Source organism: Bartonella gliris, assembly GCF_045277155.1.
Taxonomy (GTDB): Bacteria; Pseudomonadota; Alphaproteobacteria; order Rhizobiales; family Rhizobiaceae; genus Bartonella; species Bartonella gliris.
Genome location: NZ_CP123962.1, coordinates 1,203,486 through 1,220,835, shown reverse-complemented (window position 1 = coordinate 1,220,835; position 17,350 = coordinate 1,203,486). Strand labels below are relative to the sequence as shown.

16 protein-coding genes and 1 pseudogene are annotated in these 17,350 nt (G+C 39.8%); 6 read left to right on the top strand and 11 right to left on the bottom strand.

Features of this window, described 5'->3' with window-relative positions; translation table 11 throughout:
* Positions 1-34 precede the first annotated feature (34 nt).
* Complete coding sequence (locus QHG54_RS05530; RefSeq protein ID WP_317992618.1) at positions 35-2,332, top strand: NADP-dependent malic enzyme; 2,298 nt, start codon at positions 35-37, stop codon at positions 2,330-2,332.
* A 52-nt stretch (positions 2,333-2,384) separates the two neighbouring features.
* On the opposite strand, the gene secB is transcribed toward QHG54_RS05530, so the two are convergent.
* Complete coding sequence (secB, locus tag QHG54_RS05525; RefSeq protein ID WP_317992619.1) at positions 2,385-2,861, bottom strand: protein-export chaperone SecB; 477 nt, start codon at positions 2,859-2,861, stop codon at positions 2,385-2,387.
* A 144-nt stretch (positions 2,862-3,005) separates the two neighbouring features.
* Positions 3,006-3,512 (bottom strand): FxsA family protein, encoded by a 507-nt coding sequence (locus tag QHG54_RS05520; protein WP_317992620.1) that lies wholly within the window; start codon positions 3,510-3,512, stop codon positions 3,006-3,008.
* 183 nt (positions 3,513-3,695) lie between these two features.
* Between QHG54_RS05520 and QHG54_RS05515 the strand changes: the two genes are divergently transcribed.
* Both QHG54_RS05515 and QHG54_RS05510 read left to right on the top strand, forming a co-directional pair.
* Positions 3,696-4,388, top strand: a complete 693-nt coding sequence (locus tag QHG54_RS05515; RefSeq protein ID WP_406603988.1) for a Tim44/TimA family putative adaptor protein — start codon at positions 3,696-3,698, stop codon at positions 4,386-4,388.
* A gap of 57 nt (positions 4,389-4,445) precedes the next feature.
* Positions 4,446-5,036, top strand: a complete 591-nt coding sequence (locus QHG54_RS05510) for a Smr/MutS family protein (protein ID WP_317992622.1) — start codon at positions 4,446-4,448, stop codon at positions 5,034-5,036.
* A 71-nt stretch (positions 5,037-5,107) separates the two neighbouring features.
* Here QHG54_RS05510 and QHG54_RS05505 read toward each other — a convergent pair.
* The 4 genes and pseudogenes from QHG54_RS05505 to QHG54_RS05490 all read right to left on the bottom strand — a co-directional run.
* A pseudogene (locus QHG54_RS05505) lies at positions 5,108-5,537 on the bottom strand (integrase); the annotation flags it as partial.
* 1,117 nt (positions 5,538-6,654) lie between these two features.
* Positions 6,655-7,665: an Hsp33 family molecular chaperone gene (locus QHG54_RS05500; RefSeq protein WP_406603987.1), complete on the bottom strand. Its 1,011-nt coding sequence runs from the start codon at positions 7,663-7,665 to the stop codon at positions 6,655-6,657.
* Between the two features lie 33 nt (positions 7,666-7,698).
* Positions 7,699-8,634, bottom strand: coding sequence for an ornithine carbamoyltransferase (gene argF, locus QHG54_RS05495; protein WP_317992624.1), 936 nt, complete (start codon positions 8,632-8,634; stop codon positions 7,699-7,701).
* Complete coding sequence (locus QHG54_RS05490; protein ID WP_317994003.1) at positions 8,631-9,845, bottom strand: aspartate aminotransferase family protein; 1,215 nt, start codon at positions 9,843-9,845, stop codon at positions 8,631-8,633. Before QHG54_RS05490 ends, argF begins: the two co-directional genes overlap by 4 nt.
* 483 nt (positions 9,846-10,328) lie before the next feature.
* On the opposite strand from QHG54_RS05490, the gene QHG54_RS05485 reads away from it, so the two are divergent.
* Positions 10,329-10,859 carry a GcrA family cell cycle regulator gene (locus QHG54_RS05485; protein WP_317992625.1) on the top strand — a complete coding sequence of 177 codons (531 nt, stop codon included), beginning with the start codon at positions 10,329-10,331 and terminating at the stop codon, positions 10,857-10,859.
* A 366-nt stretch (positions 10,860-11,225) separates the two neighbouring features.
* Here the strand turns inward: QHG54_RS05485 and QHG54_RS05480 are convergent, their stop codons facing one another.
* The 5 genes from QHG54_RS05480 to ccmA are packed head-to-tail and all read right to left on the bottom strand — an operon-like array spanning position 11,226 to position 14,177.
* Positions 11,226-11,849, bottom strand: a complete 624-nt coding sequence (locus QHG54_RS05480) for a DsbE family thiol:disulfide interchange protein (protein ID WP_317992626.1) — start codon at positions 11,847-11,849, stop codon at positions 11,226-11,228.
* Entirely contained in the window at positions 11,824-12,075 is a 252-nt protein-coding gene (locus QHG54_RS05475; RefSeq protein WP_317992627.1) for a hypothetical protein, read from the bottom strand. The genes QHG54_RS05480 and QHG54_RS05475 overlap by 26 nt, the downstream gene beginning before the upstream one ends.
* Positions 12,063-12,842 carry a heme ABC transporter permease gene (locus tag QHG54_RS05470; protein ID WP_317992628.1) on the bottom strand — a complete coding sequence of 260 codons (780 nt, stop codon included), beginning with the start codon at positions 12,840-12,842 and terminating at the stop codon, positions 12,063-12,065. The genes QHG54_RS05475 and QHG54_RS05470 overlap by 13 nt, the downstream gene beginning before the upstream one ends.
* Positions 12,843-12,888: 46 nt before the next feature.
* Positions 12,889-13,554 (bottom strand): heme exporter protein CcmB, encoded by a 666-nt coding sequence (gene ccmB / locus QHG54_RS05465; protein ID WP_317992629.1) that lies wholly within the window; start codon positions 13,552-13,554, stop codon positions 12,889-12,891.
* A complete protein-coding gene (gene ccmA / locus QHG54_RS05460) occupies positions 13,551-14,177 on the bottom strand; it encodes a heme ABC exporter ATP-binding protein CcmA (protein WP_317992630.1) in 627 nt (208 codons plus the stop codon). The genes ccmB and ccmA overlap by 4 nt, the downstream gene beginning before the upstream one ends.
* Before the next feature lie 147 nt (positions 14,178-14,324).
* Between ccmA and QHG54_RS05455 the strand changes: the two genes are divergently transcribed.
* Together QHG54_RS05455 and acnA are read left to right on the top strand one after the other, a co-directional pair.
* Positions 14,325-14,465 carry a hypothetical protein gene (locus tag QHG54_RS05455; RefSeq protein ID WP_406603986.1) on the top strand — a complete coding sequence of 47 codons (141 nt, stop codon included), beginning with the start codon at positions 14,325-14,327 and terminating at the stop codon, positions 14,463-14,465.
* 12 nt (positions 14,466-14,477) lie between these two features.
* On the top strand, positions 14,478-17,165 hold the full coding sequence (gene acnA / locus QHG54_RS05450) for an aconitate hydratase AcnA (RefSeq protein ID WP_406603985.1): 2,688 nt from the start codon (positions 14,478-14,480) through the stop codon (positions 17,163-17,165).
* Positions 17,166-17,350: the final 185 nt, after the last annotated feature.

Genomic DNA, 17,350 nt, shown 5'->3' with positions numbered 1-17,350 from the left:
GAATTTGCACTGTTTTTGGAGAAAATGAAGTGAAATGAAACAGAGTGAGCAGGATCAGAAAACGTATCAAAAGGTTTATAATACCAGTGAGCGAGAAGCCCTTGATTTTCATAGTCGTGGTCGACCAGGCAAACTTGAAATTGTTGCAACAAAGTCCATGGCAACGCAGCATGATTTAGCACTTGCCTATTCGCCAGGTGTTGCTGTTCCGGTTAAGGCAATTGCTGAAAATCCAGCGTTAGCTTATGATTATACGGCAAAAGGCAATCTTGTTGCTGTTATCTCAAATGGAACAGCCATCTTGGGGCTAGGTAATTTAGGGGCGCTTGCATCTAAGCCAGTGATGGAAGGCAAAGCAGTGCTTTTTAAACGCTTTGCGGATATTGATTCTATTGATCTGGAAGTTGATACCAATGATCCAGAGAGTTTTATCAATTTAGTGCGTCATTTGGAGCCCTCCTTTGGTGGTATCAATCTTGAAGACATTAAAGCACCAGAGTGTTTTATGATTGAAAGTCGCTTACGCGAGGTTATGAATATTCCTGTTTTTCATGATGATCAACACGGTACAGCAATCATTGTGGCTGCTGGTGTGCTCAATGCCTTGTCTTTAACGGGGCGCGATATGCAAAGCACTCGGTTAGTCTGTAATGGGGCTGGTTCTGCAGGGATTGCTTGTATTGAACTGATTAAGGCGATGGGATTTCGATCTGAAAATATCATCTTATGTGATACAAAGGGTGTAGTCTATGAAGGTCGTGAAGAGGGAATGAATCAGTGGAAGTCTGCTCATGCTATTCGGACGGATAAACGTACGCTTGCTGAGGCAATGGAAGGCGCTGACATGTTTTTCGGAGTGTCTGCTAAAGGTGCTATTACCCCTGAAATGGTAAAGTCGATGGCACGTCAGCCGATCATTTTTGCCATGGCCAATCCTGATCCAGAAATTACGCCAGAAGAAGTTATGCAAGTGCGTGGTGATGCTATTGTAGCAACAGGTCGTTCCGATTATCCAAATCAGATTAATAATGTTCTTTGTTTTCCTTATATATTTCGTGGTGCGCTTGATGTGCGTGCGACGGTCATCAATGAAGAAATGAAGATTGCTGCAGCAAGAGCTCTTGCGGGTCTGGCTCATGAGGAAGTGCCTGACAGTGTTGCGGAAGCTTATCGTGGAAAGCGGTTAAAATTTGGTCCAAATTATATCATTCCCGTTCCTTTTGATCCGCGCTTGTTCACCGTTGTTTCAATGGCGGTGGCAAAAGCGGCAATGGAAAGCGGTGTTGCGCAAAAGCATATTAATGATTTAGAGGCTTATGAGCGTGATTTGAGGGCAAGACGTGATCCCATTTCCTCCATGATGCGTGGAGTTTATAATCATGTTCGTCAAGCACCAAAACAAATTGTTTTTGCAGAAGGTGAAGAAGAGCAGGTAATGCGAGCAGCTGTTTCCTATGTTCATCAAAAACTAGGACAAGCAATTTTGATTGGTCGTGAAGAACAAGTGAGAGAAACTGCTGCTATTGCTGGCATTGATCTTGAGCGTGAAGGCATTTCTATCATGAATGCTAAGCTCTCTTGTCGCACGGATGCTTATGCGAATTATCTTTATAAAAAGATGCAACGCCAAGGTTGGCTATTGCGTGATTGTCATCGTCGCATCAACAATGATCGCAATTATTTTGCTGCGTGTATGGTGGCATTAGGGGATGCTGATGCAATGGTTACAGGGGTGACACGCAATTATGAAACAGCGTTGATTGATATACGCCGCGTGATTGCCGAGAAACCCAAAGAACGATTGATTGGTATTTCAATGGCTATTTGCCGTGGAAGAACAGTGTTTATTGCCGATACAGCTGTTTACGAAAAGCCGAATTCCGAAGAACTTGCTGATATAGCGGAACAGGCAGCTTCTTTTGTTAGGGAATTTGGATATCAACCACGGGTGGCTTTTGTGGCATTTTCTACTTTTGGTTACATGAAAGGATCGATTACACAGCATATTCAGGATGCTGTTAGCATATTGCATGAACGCAAAGTTGATTTTGAATTTGATGGAGAAATGAGTGCTGATGTGGCGCTCAATTTAAAATTGATGCAGCAATATCCCTTTATGGGATTAACGGAACCAGCTAATATTTTGGTAATGCCTGGATATCATGCCTCTTCCATTGCTAGCAAAATGTTGCAAGAGCTTGGTGAAGCAACCATTATTGGGCCTATTTTGATTGGATTGGAAAAATCTGTCCAAATTGTACCATTTAGTGGAAACGATACGGATGTTGTCAATATTGCAATGCTAGCGGCTTATCATGCGAAGAAGTTATAAAAGAATAAAGGCCTCTAATATTTCAAGGCCTTTTTGTTGAAAAAATAAATTTTTATGATGGTTGTATTTGGCTGTTTTTTTGTTCTTCAGCAACGCGCTTTTGAAAGAGCGCTGCAAAATCAATTGGGTCAATCCACAAAGGTGGAAATCCACCATTTTGAGTGGCATTAGATATGATTTGCCGAGCAAATGGGAACAAAAGACGGGGACATTCAATAAAAACAAGCGGCATAACATGTTCTTGTGGAATATTTTTAATATGGAAAACACCACCGTAAATCAGTTCTACATGAAATAATGTTTCATTATCATCATTGGCTTTGACTGAGAGGGATAAAACGACATCATAATTGTCATCACCAATTGGGTTAGCATTGACGTTAATACTGATATCGATTTGTGGAGTCTTTTCCCGTGGACGCAGTGAGCTAGGGGCACTTGGATTCTCAAATGAAAGATCTTTCAAATATTGAGTCAATACAGCAAAAACTGGCTCTCCACCATTGTTGTTAATTTCACTTTCGGCCATACTAGGAACCTCTCATCATAATGTATGTATTTTTATTTTAGATCTAAAGATAAGGCTGGTTATCATGCCTTGCAAAAGGTTGCAAGGAATGCTCTCCTTGTCTTGATTATTTTTTTAAAGTCTATTACAGATTTTTTTGGCATTTTAAGGATTATCATCATTTTTACGCCATGGAGATTCTGTAGTGTTATGAACTTGGTAGTCTTCTGCGTTAAGATCAATTATTTTTTCAGACTCATTTTGGGTGTTAATATTATTTTTAGTGTGGGTGTTCATTTTATTGCTAAGTGATGAAAACAAATGCCAGATAACAGGACGGGCTGGTTTAATAAGAAGTAATATTCCCAAAATATCACTTACAAAGCCGGGAAGAATAAGTAAAATTGCACCAAGAATGATGAAGGCATCATTGATGATATCATTCTCTAATGTATGTCCTTGGATAAGTTCACGTTGTATATTTTTTAAGAGGCTAAAACCTTGGATTCTAAGTAAAATACTTCCAGCTATTGTTGTTAAAATGATCAAACTCAAAGTTGCCAAAATTCCAATTTCTTTTCCGACAAAGATGAAACCGGCGATTTCGATTAAGACAGCACTGAGGGCGATAATGATAAAAAAACGAGGATTGATAGGGTAAGATTTAATCACATGAAAATTCCCTTTTGTAAGGTTTGGAGTAGAAAATTGTAGAAGCTATCCTCTTTAAACTTGAAAATTAGGGCTATAAAAATCTTTAAATGGTAGATTCCCTATTTTACATGTTTATTGATAAATGATATTGACAGCAATGTTTATTACAGATCATCTTAGGTTTGGAGATTGACAGCGCTCATGGAATTTGACGTCGTACTTTTTGTAGCTCTTGTTATTATGGTTGTTATTTTTGTGCAACTTCGTAATGTATTAGGAAAACGGATTGGTTTTGAAAAGCCTCCCTTTGATCCTTATTCGGGTCGTTCTAAAAAACAAGTCGAAGCAGGAACGACTGATAATATTGTTTCGTTCCCTTATCAAGCCAATTCGCAAAAGGATGATTTTAGCGAAATTGACGCAATTTCACCAGAGGGTAGTGAATTGAATGAAGGTTTGCGTGCACTTCGTCAGAACGATCCTCATTTTTCTCCTCAATTTTTTATAAAAGGCGCTCAAGTTGCTTATGAAATGATTGTAACAGCTTTTGCACAAGGTGATCGCGATAAACTGAAGAAATTGCTTTCTCAGAATGTTTTTGAGAGCTTTTGTGCGGCCATTGAGCAACGTGAAAAAAACAATGAAAGAGTCCAGTTTACTTTTGTCGGAATTAATAAAATCGAATTTGTTGCAGCAGAAATGCAAGAAAAAGAACAATTTTTGACTGTGCGTATTGTCAGTGAAATGATTTCTGTCACTTATAATGAACAGGAAGAACCTATAGACGGAGATCCTGATGCGATTGTCGAAATTAGGGATGTTTGGACTTTTGTTCGCAATAGCTTATCGCCAGATCCAAACTGGAAGCTTTTTGCAACGGAAGATGAAAATTAAGGCGCTTTTCATCTATAAGAGCGTATAAATAAAGTTTATGAAAGATTGAAAATTCCAATGTCCACGGGTGAATGGAGACAAAAAAAGGATCCATTGGTTCCACAGGACCGTCTGCTGTGGGAGAGGGTTTGTCGTACAATAATACCGTTTCATGATAAGTTTCATTCTTCTATTGTAAAAGATGCTGCAAATATCGACAATCAGAAACAGAACGTAACACAAATTCTTCCATTGGTTCAGCTAAACCAACAGAGATCAACAGTGGTTAAAAAAGAAAAGAGGACCGTTGCACAAGCACATGAAGCTTATTTCTTCGACCGTGTTGTACATCGTAAAATTGCTAAGGGTCATTATCCTCTTGAGGCTTGTCTTGATCTTCACGGTTGTGTGCAGGAAGAAGCCTATTTTTTCTTGAAAAAATTTTTACAATCATCTCAGCAGAACGGATTGCGTTATGTGCTTGTAATCACAGGAAAAGGCCGGTCACAAGGGAGCGATGGTGTTTTATATCAGTTTGTTCCTCACTGGTTGTCAACGCCGGCTTTTCGATCTTACGTTCATACATTTGAGCAAGCTGCTCGTCAGCATGGTGGTGGTGGTGCGCTTTATGTTCGGTTGCGCCGTTTTATGCCCGAGAAAAGGGGATGATGTTGTTTGTGCTGTTTTAGATTCAATAATAGTTTTACCAGACATAGTCTTTCGAGATGGGAGAAAGAGTATTGCGTAATTTCTGAAACGGGAAGACAGCCTAATTCGGGAAGAATATGAAGTTTTAAGGGTAGAGATCAGTTTCCAGTCTTACCATCATCTTTTAATTCAGCTTTACGACTTTCAAAAGTATCCAAAGCAATGTCTTTTAAATAAGGGAGATTGCGCATTGCCTCACGCTTTTGTTTTTCACGTGTCTAATGAGGTTACGTCCTTCATGCAAAACCGAATGCCTCCGCTAAAACAGAACGTTATTGTGTTGCCAATTCACATGTTTTTTTAAAGAGACATTTCTCAATGATTTCAAGCTCATTTCACGGCGGCGCCCGTGAAGGGTATAACAGTAAAGTCATTGAGCACCACTACTTTTACGCTTATGAAGGTGTAAGGGGCACCATTATACTCTTTGCCAGTTCCCAATGTTGCCATAGCTCTTGCCATTTGAGAGCGTTCATGAGAGGTATTTTTACTCCTTTTTTCTAGTATTTTTACTTACACGTCAGCCCAGCTTATGACGTACAAGCGAACAATTTTAATTAATTCAAGTTGAAAAATGGTTATTTATCTTTATAAATCAATGTGTTGCTAGATCATGGAAGAGATGTAAAAGTGTAAGATTTTATTGTAACGTCATTGCTTCTGATTTTTATGGACAGTAATTCTGCTTTGATGATTTTATAAGAAAATTACCGTTATTGCCAAAAAATATTTGTGAAACAGTCATATGCAGAATGAATAGCTAAAGCATTTTAGGGTTTTTGATAAGCTCTGTTTTTTATCGGCCATTAACCTTTGTTTTCTGGCGTTATTTTTAATTATTTGAGTTAGCATAGCAATATATTGATATTGGTGAACGCCATCGGCAGTTGTGGTATCAAAGTTATGACCCGCACGCTTAGAAAAATATGAGTCCTACAAAAGTGTTTTGTTTTCGCTTTTTTAATTTGGGGTATGCACTGTAATAAAGGTTTGTCACCACCATTTTTAGGTTTGTAAAGCAATCGACTGGCGCCATCATTGATATTTTCACTTCTCCCATATTACACCTATTCTTGCATTAAAATGATTAGTTCATAGAGTCATATTTAATTTTTTCCCACATGATCTACATGCGGATCTCTCTTGTGATGCGAAAGTAAACGATTTTTTTGATGCTTAAATTAAAAGAGCTCGAATAAGAAAATATTACTCTGTTCACAGATCTTTTTCAAAAAGATTATTTATCTTTAAAAATCAATATCTTGATACTATTTTGAAAAACTTGTTTGTGTTAAGAGATCAATTCTTGCTGATATACCAAGAGTAAAGGAGAGGTCTTTTCAGAAGAAGACGGAACGTATTTTAAAGAGTGGGGGCTATTTTTATAAAAAGCATATGAAGTGAATGTTGATTTGAACAAGGAATTTGATTGTGTAGACAATGAAAGAGCGATTAACTCTAAGGAAGAAAGAGACACAACACGTTCTAAAGATTGATGCTAGTCGTTGCTATGCTTCAGATGGGTAAGTAAATTGATTTTAGCTAAAATCAATATTTTCCTCTTTGTGAGGCATATTTGTTATGTTTTGTTTTCAGAAAATTCTTGCGGTTTAAAACGATACGTTGTTGAGCAAAATTCACATGTGACTGAAATATATTTGTTTTTAACCATTTGGTTCCGTTCATCAGTAGGAAAGCCTTCCAGTATTTCTTTAATTTTTTCCCGCGAACAGGAGCATTGATCCATAAGAGGAAGGGGATTAAAAACTCTGACACCTTGTTCATGGAAAAGACGGAACAATAGCCGTTTATTGCCGACTTGGGGATCCGTCAATTCTGTACTTTCAATGGTTGCTGTCAGTGCTTTGGCTTCTTGCCATTGGTCTTCAAGTTGGGCACGGGTTTTAGTTACTGCTGGTTTTTTATTGGGTTCATATATTTTATGATGGGACGATGTTTGGGGTAAGAGTTGAGTCAAAAGTCCTCCTGCTCGCCAGCTTTTCTGTGATTTTCCGTGTTTGTCGCGGTTGATCAATATAGCGACTGCTAAACGGATATCGGTGGGAATTTGCTCTGATTGGTCAAAGTAGGCACGGGAGGCTTCTTGTAAATTGGATTCATCTAATGCGACTATCCCCTGATAGTGTTGCGTGTGAGTGCCTTGGTGGATGGTGAAGGCTAAAGTGCCTTTTCCAAGGAGTGTTTCTGAAGATATTTGATCATTGGCTATTGCTTGTTTTAGCTTTTCTTCATCAAAACGAGCGTACCCGCGTAGATTGGAAGGAGGAGAGAAGTCGCACACCAACATATTGACTGGTCCATTGGAATGGGTTTGTAAAATAAATTTTCCCTTAAGTTTTAGAGAAGTCCCAAGTAGAACTGTCAAAACTAAAGCTTCTGCTAGAAGGTAAGAAACTGGTTCAGGATATTGATGTCTTGTAAGAATAGAATTTAAAGTTTCCCCCAGTTGTACAGCACGTCCACGGATATCAAGTTCTTCGACTTGAAAGGGAATAACAGTATCATCTTCACTCAAGTAGATGTTGTTGAGAGAATTTTCATCTTTGGCTTTTTCACATTCTTCGCTCATATCTTCGCCTTTTATATGATTTATTTTGGCAGGCTATTGTGGAGAGAAAAACGCATCTTGTAAACACCAGGAAAGAATTGCTTTTTGAGCATGAAGACGATTTTCAGCTTCGTCAAAAACAACAGAATGCGGTCCATCGATCACGGAATCTACGACTTCTTCGCCACGATGAGCAGGTAGACAATGCATGAAAAGAGCATTCGGTTTAGCTAATTTCATTAAAGCTTCATTAACTTGGTAAGGCTGGAAAATAGAATGACTACGGGCGCGAAATTCTTGCCCCATAGAAACCCATGTATCGGTCATAATGCAATCGGCATCTTTGGCAGCTTCTTGAGGATTGTTTGTGATCATAATATGAGCACCGCGCTCACGTGCCCAGTTAACATACCTTTCTTGTGGTTCGCTGCCTTTGGGTGTAGCAAGGCGTAAATGAAAATTAAAGAGAGCTGTTGCTTCGATCAAGGAATGGAGAACATTATTGCCATCTCCCATCCAAGCAAATATTTTGCCGGCAATTGGTCCACGGTGTTCTTCATAGGTTAGGATATCCGCTAGAATTTGGCAAGGATGGGTATCATCTGTGAGGGCATTAATAATGGGAACTTGGGCATATTGCGCCAATTCGAGCATCCGGAGATGTACTGTTGTACGTATTATGATAATATCTACAAAGCGTGATAATACACGCGCTGTATCAGCGATAGTTTCGCTATAACCGAGCTGCATTTCTGAGCCTGTTAACATAATTGTGTCTCCACCAAGCTGACGCATGCCGATATCAAATGAAACACGGGTTCGTGTGGATGGTTTTTCAAAAATCATAGCGAGTGTTTTACCAACAAAAGGTTTTGAATTTTTTCCTGCTTTGAAGGTTTTTTTGAGGGTTTTCGCATAGTCGATAAGAGTGCGTGCTGTGGACGGAGTTAAAATAGATAAGTCAGTGAAGTGGCGGAGAGCATTTGTCATGGTATGATTACTTGTCTTTCTTGGTTTGTTGACGCAAGATGAGCAATTGCTTTTTCAATACGCTGTAAGCCTTCATATATTTCTTCTTCGGTTATGATAAGGGGAGGGAGTAAACGTACAATATTATTACCAGCACTAACGCATAAAAGACGTTCATTTTCTAAGGCACTAACGACAACATGAGAAGGCATAACACACTGAATACCTAGCATAAGGCCTACGCCTTGAGTTGCACAGATAATCTCAGGATAGGCGCTGATAATAGTTGAAAGTCCCTTTTTTAGTTTATCCCCCATATGCTGAACATGGTCGAGAAAACCTGGTTCTAATATGGTATCAAGAACACTTTTACCTACAGCCATCCCAAGAAGATTTCCCCCAAAGGTTGATCCGTGGGTCCCTGGTGTCATGCTTTTTGCAGCTTTATCTGTTGCAAGACAAGCTCCCAACGGAAAGCCGCCACCCAGTCCCTTTGCGAGGGTAAGAATATCAGGTGTGATACCACTCCATTCGTAAGCAAAAAGTTTTCCTGTTCGTCCAATGCCTGTTTGAACTTCATCCAAAATCAATAACAGATTATTATCATCGCATATTTTGCGCAAAAGCTTTAAATTTTCATGAGATATTGCTCGTATTCCTCCTTCTCCCTGAATGGGTTCAATAAGGATGGCAGCGGTATTTTTATTGATAGCATTACGCAAAGCGTTTTCATCACAGAAAGGAACTTGAATAAATCCATCAACTTTGGGTCCAAAACCCTTCAGATATTTTTCTTCTCCGGTAGCAGCAAGTGTTGCAAGTGTGCGTCCATGAAATGCACCTTCAAAAGTAATAATTTCAACGCGTGTTGGATGACCAGATGCATAATGAGCATGACGAGCAGTTTTAAATGCGCATTCCAGTGCTTCAGCACCGGAATTGCAGAAGAAGACCTTATCAGCAAAGCTGTTTGCACAAAGGCACGTGGCAAGAGCTTCTTGTTCAGGTGATTGAAAAAGATTGGAAACATGCCAAAGTTTTTCAGCTTGTATTTTAAGTGTATTAACCAATTTTGGATGTGAATACCCTAATGCATTGACAGCAATTCCAGATGTGAAATCAAGATAACGCTCTCCTTTATCAGAAATAAGCCATACACCATTGCCTTGTTCGAACTGCAAATTGCGTCGAGCAAAGCACTGGTAAAGTGGCGGTATTTTGGGGGCGTCCATCATTATTTCCTTTATATTTTAAATTTTGCAATACAACAAATAAAACAATGCTGCAAACAAAACACGTTGCATTTTTTATCTTTAAGCATAGTGCAATCAGTGTTTCATTACGATTAATTACCATAACTATAGATCATTGTACTGATTGGTAAAAAGCCAGTGAAGGTTCCGCAAAGAAGCATCTGTAGGAAAAAGCCTTAAGAAAAAACGATAGTGTGACCTATGATTGATTCGCAAGTTGGGGAAAACATTGTAAATAGACTCTTCAGGAGGGAAAGACACTTGTCATAGAGTCAGTGCATATTGTAGTTTAAATCTGCAAGTAAAATTGTGTTTCAGTTTGTAAATTCCATAGGTTGAGTAAAGTTTTTTATGCTCGCACAGAGATGAAATTTTTTCATTCGACTCATTGAAAACATAATTGAAACCTTTGAAGATGCAAAAGAATGCCTCTCAATGAGGTAATCAGAATGGAGTGCTAATATGGGTTGGACATGTGAACGCGTTGAACTTCTTAAGAAGCTTTGGAGTGAGGGGTTAAGTGCAAGTCAGATTGCAGCTCAGTTAGGTGGGGTTAGTAGGAATGCAGTAATCGGTAAAGTGCACCGGTTAAAACTACCGGGACGTGGTAAGACAACACAGGGGGTGCCACGTGCACAAAAGACAGTTGTGGGCGTCAGTTCATCGACTCCGCGGATACGCCGCGCCACATCGACGGTATTGCCAACGAATATTGCTTCTTGCAGCGTTGGAGCAGCAGCTTTAAAAATGGATGTTGTAGCGGAAGATGTGACAGAAGTTGATACCTCTGCAAAATCAAATGTGGTGCCTATATCACGCCAACTTAATCTTTTGCAATTGAGTGAAAATACATGTAGATGGCCAGTTGGGGATCCTTTATCATCAGATTTTCATTTTTGTGGTGCCGATTCTGGTGAAAACAGTCCTTATTGTGCTTTTCATGCCAAAATAGCATTTCAGCCAATCTCTGAAAGGCGGCGGATAAGAGTATAATATTTGCAATGTAATTTATTTCCTTGACTGTCTTATTTATTAAATTTCAGCTTATATGAGCAAGAAATTTGCGAAGGTGCGGTTTTTAATGAATGGAGAAATTTTTCTCTCTATGGAGCGCATTCAAGTTTTATTTTTTCGCGCTATTGCAAGATTATGTGTCAGAAAGGCGCAAATCCCAGAAAGGCGCAAATCATTGCCCATCTTCACGGCTTTTTTTTAATTTAACTTTACAGTTTTTATCTATATACCCCTCCATTTTTGACATACAAGGAAATTGTTTTGATTGATTCAAGATAAAGGGGGGGGAATGAAAGAAGCTTATGATATTCGGGGCTCTCTCATTCAATATGGGAAAACGTTGAATTATCTTTTATAAATCGATGTCTTGTCTTTTGGAGTTTTTTCGATTGTTAAAGCTTTTTCGATTTTTGGCAGGAGTTTTTGTTGATAAATTTTCCATGTTAAGGGACCAACATGTCTAGCAATGATGATGCTTTCTTTATTCAAAAGAAAGGTTTCTGGTGGTCCATATACGCCCCAGTTAATGGCTGCATGCCCTGAAACATCAAAGCCAATAAATTTAAAAGGATTACCAAAATGACTTAGAAAGCGTTGAGCATTCTCTTTGTTATCTTTATAATTAATGCCAATAAGATCAAAACGTTGATCTTGTGCAATTTTCATAAGAAGAGGATGTTCTTCGCGACAGGGTAAACACCAAGATCCCCAAAAATTGATTAATATGACGCGCCCTTTAAACTGTTCTGCATCTAAATAGGTCTCATTGTCAAGTGATGGAAGATTGGTTTTTGGGGCTGGCTTTCCAGCTAATGCGTTTGGAAGAAGAGAAGTATCGTTGGGGGATTTATTGTCCATAAAATTGAAAAAAAGCATAATAAGCAGCAGAAAAAGTACAAATGGTCCAAAAAGACCAAGCAAGACAAGCAAAGATATGTTTTTTTTAGGTTGTTGAGGGATAATTTTCATTATATTTTTCTCTTTGAAACAACCCTTTTTCGTTTAGCTTCTGTAAGATTTTTTTTTGGTATATACCTTTGCGAAGAATATTCCCAATAAAACACAGGAGAGAAATTGCGGAAAGTATGTAGCTTAAAATAACAATTTGTTCGTGGTGAAGGGTGCCAAGGAAAAAATCAATTTGCTGAGAGAGATTTCCTAGAAGTCCGCTATTGGTGCTATTTAGGTCGAGCATGATGAGGAGTCCTGATGTTGTGCATGACGGGCTGCTTTGATCTGAAGTATTTCGATATGGCGACCATTAATTTCATTTCGCATAGCCATCAAATAAAGCAAAATAAATATAAAGGTGAAACAAAATATCATTGTGATGAGGGGCCATAGCATAGCAGGATCGATAGTCGTGCCTCCTGAACGTAAAAGCGATGCTGATTGATGCAGTGTATTCCACCAATTAACGGAAAATTTGATAATGGGGATATTCACGAATCCAACGAGTGTTAGAATTGCTGTAGCACGTGTAGCTTTTTCTTGGTTATCAAAAGCGCGAGCAAGCATGGCAATGGCAAGGTAAATGAAAAGCAGGATCAAAACCGACGTTAGCCGTGCGTCCCATACCCACCATGTTCCCCATGTAGGGCGTCCCCAAAGTGCTCCTGTCATGAGAGCCAAGGCTGTAAAAATTGCACCAATGGGTGCTCCACATTTGAGTGCTACATCAGCAAGATGATATCTCCAAATCAGACTTCCTAGTGCAGCGGCACTCATTATTATATAACAGAACGTAGATAACCAAGCGAATGGTACATGAATGTACATAATCTTGACGGTGATACCCTGTTGATAGTCATCAGGGGAGTGCATGATCAAAATAAGCCCTAAGATGAGAAAACACAATGTTATACCGGTTAACCAAGGCAAAACGGTACTGCTTATTTTCATGAAATGGGTTAAACTTACAGGTAATGACCTCATTTTATGTGTGCGAGATGTTTCATTCATGCAATTTATAATAGGCAGAGTTTAGCTGTGTAGCAATCATCTTCTACTATTCTGATAAAAACTTAAGCGTTATAGCTGCAACAAAAGAACTAAAAAGACTCAAAAGAAGCGAAAAAGCGATAAGAAAAGCCAAGGAAGAGAGAAAAGAAACGTTTGGATTGATTGGAGCGGTAGCAGCTGAAACGCCGAAAATCATAATTGGAATTATCCATGGCAAGACGATAATGAAAATGAGAAGAGTGCTATGCAACAATGATGTTGCAAGTGCAGCTCCTATAGCGCCAATAAAAGTAATGGCTGGTGTTCCGCATAGAAGGGTGAGCGTTGTTGTAAAAGTTATCGTTGCATCTAAGTGGAGCATGAATGCTAAAACAGGGGTAGCCAAAATAAGGGGAAACATAGTTCCCATCCAATGGGCAAGGCATTTGGTCAGCACAATTAATGTTAGGCTTTGTCTTTGTCCAGAAAGGATGAATTGGTCGAGATTTCCATCATCGCGATCGGTTTGAAAAAGCTGATTTAAGTTTAGGAGCCCTGCAAAAAGGGCTCCAAACCATAATATGCCTGGGCCTATTCGTGCAAGAATTTTAGGATCTGGCCCGATGACGAAGGGGATTATCATAATAACAGCAATGAAAAACAAAAGTCCTATTAACGAAGAAGCTTGTGGTGCTAAGGTTAATCTGAGATCACGCCAGAACAGTGCCTTCATGCTCTTGCCTCCTGATGAGGTAAAAATTTTTCTAGGGCGATCTTATGGTTTTCTGGAATGCCGAGTGGACTATGTGTTGCAGCGACAATCATACCTCCTTGGTTGAGATGATGCTGAAAAATATTGGTGAGGAGAGTTTGAGCGTGGCTATCAAGTCCAGATATTGGCTCATCTAAAATCCAAATGGGGCGATAGGAGAGCAAAAGGCGGGCAATGGCTACACGTCTTTTTTGTCCGGTTGACAGAACGTTGAAGGGTAAGTGTTCAAGATTTGAGAGACCAATATCAGCAAGGGCTTCGTGTGGATAGCGTAGATGTTGCCCATAAAATGCTGACCAAAATTGCAGATTGTCGATGACGGATAAGAAAGGTTTCATAGCATTTTGGGGACCAAGATAATGACATGCAGTTGCTACAGGATATGTTTTTTCATGATCTTTAAGGCTTATGTGACCTTCAGTGGCTTCAAGAAGACCAACAATGATTCGTAGTAATGTTGATTTTCCAATTCCATTTGGGCCTGTGATTGTCATAAATTGCTGTGGGCATAAACAAAAAGAAAGCCCTTGGAACAGAACTGTTTTATTTCTGTGAGCCGCCAAATCTTTGCCCGATAACACCATGTAATTGCCTGTTTTGCTTTTGATTTCTATAATCTTTATTGCATTATAGGATAAAAAAACATGTTTTTTATGCAATTGTACCTAGAATAGTTCTAGAAATAGTTCTATAAGACATGTGTTACATCAATATCTGGTGTAGAGAGGTTTTTGGCGCCGATTTCCGAACTTGCCGATGGAGAAGGCGGAGGGGAAATGGCTGGTGGAGGTGATCGCGTCTGCGCTCAAGCTGCGACCTTGACTCGTAGTTTGTGTTGTTCATTCCGGGAAATTGGGTGGTTTTTAGTATGAGGGTGGACAGTCATGTCTCAAATTGATAGCTTTAATTGTCGCAGAACTTTGGATGTTGGTGGCAAAGAATATACTTATTATAGTTTGATCGAAGCGGAAAAGAATGGGCTCAAGGGTGTTTCTCTTTTGCCGTTTTCAATGAAAGTTATTCTCGAAAATTTGTTACGGTTTGAAGATGGTCGCACGGTCAAGAAAGAAGATATTTTAAACGTTTCTAAATGGTTGAATGACAAAGGGAGTGCTGGTGCAGAAATTGCCTACCGCCCCGCACGTGTTCTCATGCAAGACTTTACAGGAGTTCCTGCAGTCGTTGACCTCTCTGCGATGCGTGATGCCATGGTAAAACTTGGAGGAAACGCTGAAAAAATCAATCCTCTCATTCCTGTTGATCTAGTCATTGACCATTCAATTATCGTTGATCATTTTGGCAATCCTATGGCTTTTAAGGACAATGTTGAGTGTGAATATGAACGCAATAGCGAACGTTATCGTTTCCTTAAATGGGGACAGCAAGCTTTTCAAAATTTTCGCGTTGTTCCTCCAGGGACGGGAATTTGCCATCAGGTTAATCTGGAATATTTAGCGCAATGTGTGTGGCTAAAGAATGAAGGAGGGTATCCGACGGTCTATCCTGATACCTGTGTAGGGACTGATTCGCATACAACTATGGTGAATGGTTTAGGCGTTTTAGGCTGGGGTGTTGGCGGTATTGAAGCAGAAGCGGCAATGTTAGGACAACCTGTTTCTATGTTGTTGCCTGAAGTGATTGGTTTCCGTTTAACAGGTAAACTTAAAGAAGGTGTGACAGCTACCGATTTAGTGTTGATGGTGACGCAAATTTTACGCAAGAGGGGTGTTGTTGGTAAGTTTGTTGAGTTTTTTGGTCCAGGTCTGGAGCACATGACGCTTGCTGATCGGGCGACGATTGCGAATATGGCACCTGAATATGGGGCAACATGTGGTTTTTTCCCAATTGATAAGGAAACAGTGCGTTATCTCAACATGACAGGGCGTGATGAAAGTCGGATTGCTCTAGTGGAAGCTTATTCCAAAGCACAAGGAATGTGGCATGACGAAATGATCGCCGATCCTATTTTTACTGATACAATTGAACTCGATATGGGAAGTGTTGTACCTTCTATGGCTGGTCCGAAACGTCCTGAGGGGCGTATTGCATTGGAAAGTGTTGGGCAGGGTTTTGAAGTGGCATTGTCCGGTGACTATAAGAAGACTGTTGGTCAAGATGACCGTTATAGGGTTGATGGTGAGGAATATGATCTTGGCCATGGCGATGTGGTGATTGCTGCGATTACTTCTTGTACGAATACATCCAATCCAAGTGTTCTTATTGCTGCGGGTCTTTTGGCACGTAATGCTGTAGCGAAAGGTCTTAAGAGCAAACCATGGGTTAAGACTTCTCTTGCTCCTGGCTCGCAAGTTGTTGAAGCTTACCTTATCAATTCCGGTCTCCAAAAAGATTTAAATACATTAGGATTTAACTTAGTCGGGTTTGGGTGCACGACATGTATTGGAAACTCTGGTCCTTTGTACCCAGCTATTTCCAAAACGATTAATGATAATGGTTTAATCGCTGCTGCGGTTCTTTCAGGAAATCGTAATTTTGAAGGGCGGGTGTCACCTGATGTGCAGGCCAATTATTTAGCTTCGCCGCCGCTCGTTGTCGCACATGCTTTGGCAGGAACGGTGCGTAAAGATTTAACCACGGAGCCTCTTGGCGAAGGTTCAGATGGTCAACCCGTTTACTTGAGAGATATTTGGCCAACTTCTAAAGAGATACAGGAATTTATCGAACAGAATGTCACCCGTAAGATTTTTTCCGAAAAATACGCGGATGTCTTTAAAGGAGACGAAAATTGGCAAAAAGTTCAAGCTCCTACGGGTGTTACCTATTCTTGGGATGAGCAGTCAACATATGTGCGTAATCCGCCTTATTTTGAGAATATGCGGAAAATCCCTGATGTGTTGTCAGATATTAAAGAAGCACGGATCTTAGGTTTGTTTGGTGATAAAATCACGACAGATCATATTTCTCCTGCTGGTTCCATTAAAGTTGATTCTCCTGCTGGAAAATATTTGACTGATCATGATGTTAAAGTAGCTGATTTTAACCAATACGGAACGCGGCGTGGGAATCATGAAGTTATGATGCGGGGGACTTTTGCCAATATTCGCATTCGTAATTTTATGTTAGGGGAGAATGGTCGTGAAGGAGGCTATACAGTTCATTATCCATCGGGGACAGAACAAACAATTTATGATGCAGCAATGGCGTATAAGCAGGAAGGTGTTCCGCTCGTTGTTTTTGCCGGTATCGAATATGGCAATGGATCATCCCGTGATTGGGCAGCTAAGGGCACTAATCTTCTCGGTATAAAAGCGGTAATTGCTCAGTCGTTTGAACGGATTCATCGCTCTAATCTCGTTGGAATGGGGATTGTTCCCTTTGTGTTTGAAGCAGGAGTAAGTTGGCAATCACTTGGTTTAAGAGGAGATGAAAAGGTAACGATTGAAGGGATTCATGACTTAAAACCTCGTCAGAAAATTGTAGCCACAATCGCTTTTGCTGATGGAACGATAAAAGTCGTTCCATTATTATGCCGTGTTGATACTGAAGATGAGTTGGATTATCTGCATCATGGTGGAATTTTGCAATATGTTTTGCGTAATCTGGCAGTTTAAACCGCATCTGTTTGTTTAGGAGTGTCTTTAAACTTATTAATTGGGTATCAAGGGGATGGTTTCCGTTTTTTTATGCTCATCTTTGAGAATTAGATTGACGTTGGTTTTAGGATTGCGCTATAAGCTGTGTAGTTATCGGCAACTTTATAGTTTGGCTTAGATTTATTTGTATTGGTAGGGATGTC

What these genes read in the sequence shown, in the direction of transcription:
- QHG54_RS05470 (WP_317992628.1), bottom strand. Translation starts at nt 12,842, where the DNA reads ATGAATGAAACATCTCGCACACATAAAATGAGGTCATTACCTGTAAGT.
- QHG54_RS05490 (WP_317994003.1), bottom strand. Translation starts at nt 9,845, where the DNA reads ATGGACGCCCCCAAAATACCGCCACTTTACCAGTGCTTTGCTCGACGC.
- QHG54_RS05475 (WP_317992627.1), bottom strand. Translation starts at nt 12,075, where the DNA reads ATGCTCGACCTAAATAGCACCAATAGCGGACTTCTAGGAAATCTCTCT.
- secB (WP_317992619.1), bottom strand. Translation starts at nt 2,861, where the DNA reads ATGGCCGAAAGTGAAATTAACAACAATGGTGGAGAGCCAGTTTTTGCT.
- ccmA (WP_317992630.1), bottom strand. Translation starts at nt 14,177, where the DNA reads ATGGTGTTATCGGGCAAAGATTTGGCGGCTCACAGAAATAAAACAGTT.
- QHG54_RS05510 (WP_317992622.1), top strand. Translation starts at nt 4,446, where the DNA reads ATGTCCACGGGTGAATGGAGACAAAAAAAGGATCCATTGGTTCCACAG.
- QHG54_RS05515 (WP_406603988.1), top strand. Translation starts at nt 3,696, where the DNA reads ATGGAATTTGACGTCGTACTTTTTGTAGCTCTTGTTATTATGGTTGTT.
- QHG54_RS05485 (WP_317992625.1), top strand. Translation starts at nt 10,329, where the DNA reads ATGGGTTGGACATGTGAACGCGTTGAACTTCTTAAGAAGCTTTGGAGT.
- QHG54_RS05500 (WP_406603987.1), bottom strand. Translation starts at nt 7,665, where the DNA reads ATGAGCGAAGAATGTGAAAAAGCCAAAGATGAAAATTCTCTCAACAAC.
- ccmB (WP_317992629.1), bottom strand. Translation starts at nt 13,554, where the DNA reads ATGAAGGCACTGTTCTGGCGTGATCTCAGATTAACCTTAGCACCACAA.
- acnA (WP_406603985.1), top strand. Translation starts at nt 14,478, where the DNA reads ATGTCTCAAATTGATAGCTTTAATTGTCGCAGAACTTTGGATGTTGGT.
- QHG54_RS05480 (WP_317992626.1), bottom strand. Translation starts at nt 11,849, where the DNA reads ATGAAAATTATCCCTCAACAACCTAAAAAAAACATATCTTTGCTTGTC.
- QHG54_RS05530 (WP_317992618.1), top strand. Translation starts at nt 35, where the DNA reads ATGAAACAGAGTGAGCAGGATCAGAAAACGTATCAAAAGGTTTATAAT.
- argF (WP_317992624.1), bottom strand. Translation starts at nt 8,634, where the DNA reads ATGACAAATGCTCTCCGCCACTTCACTGACTTATCTATTTTAACTCCG.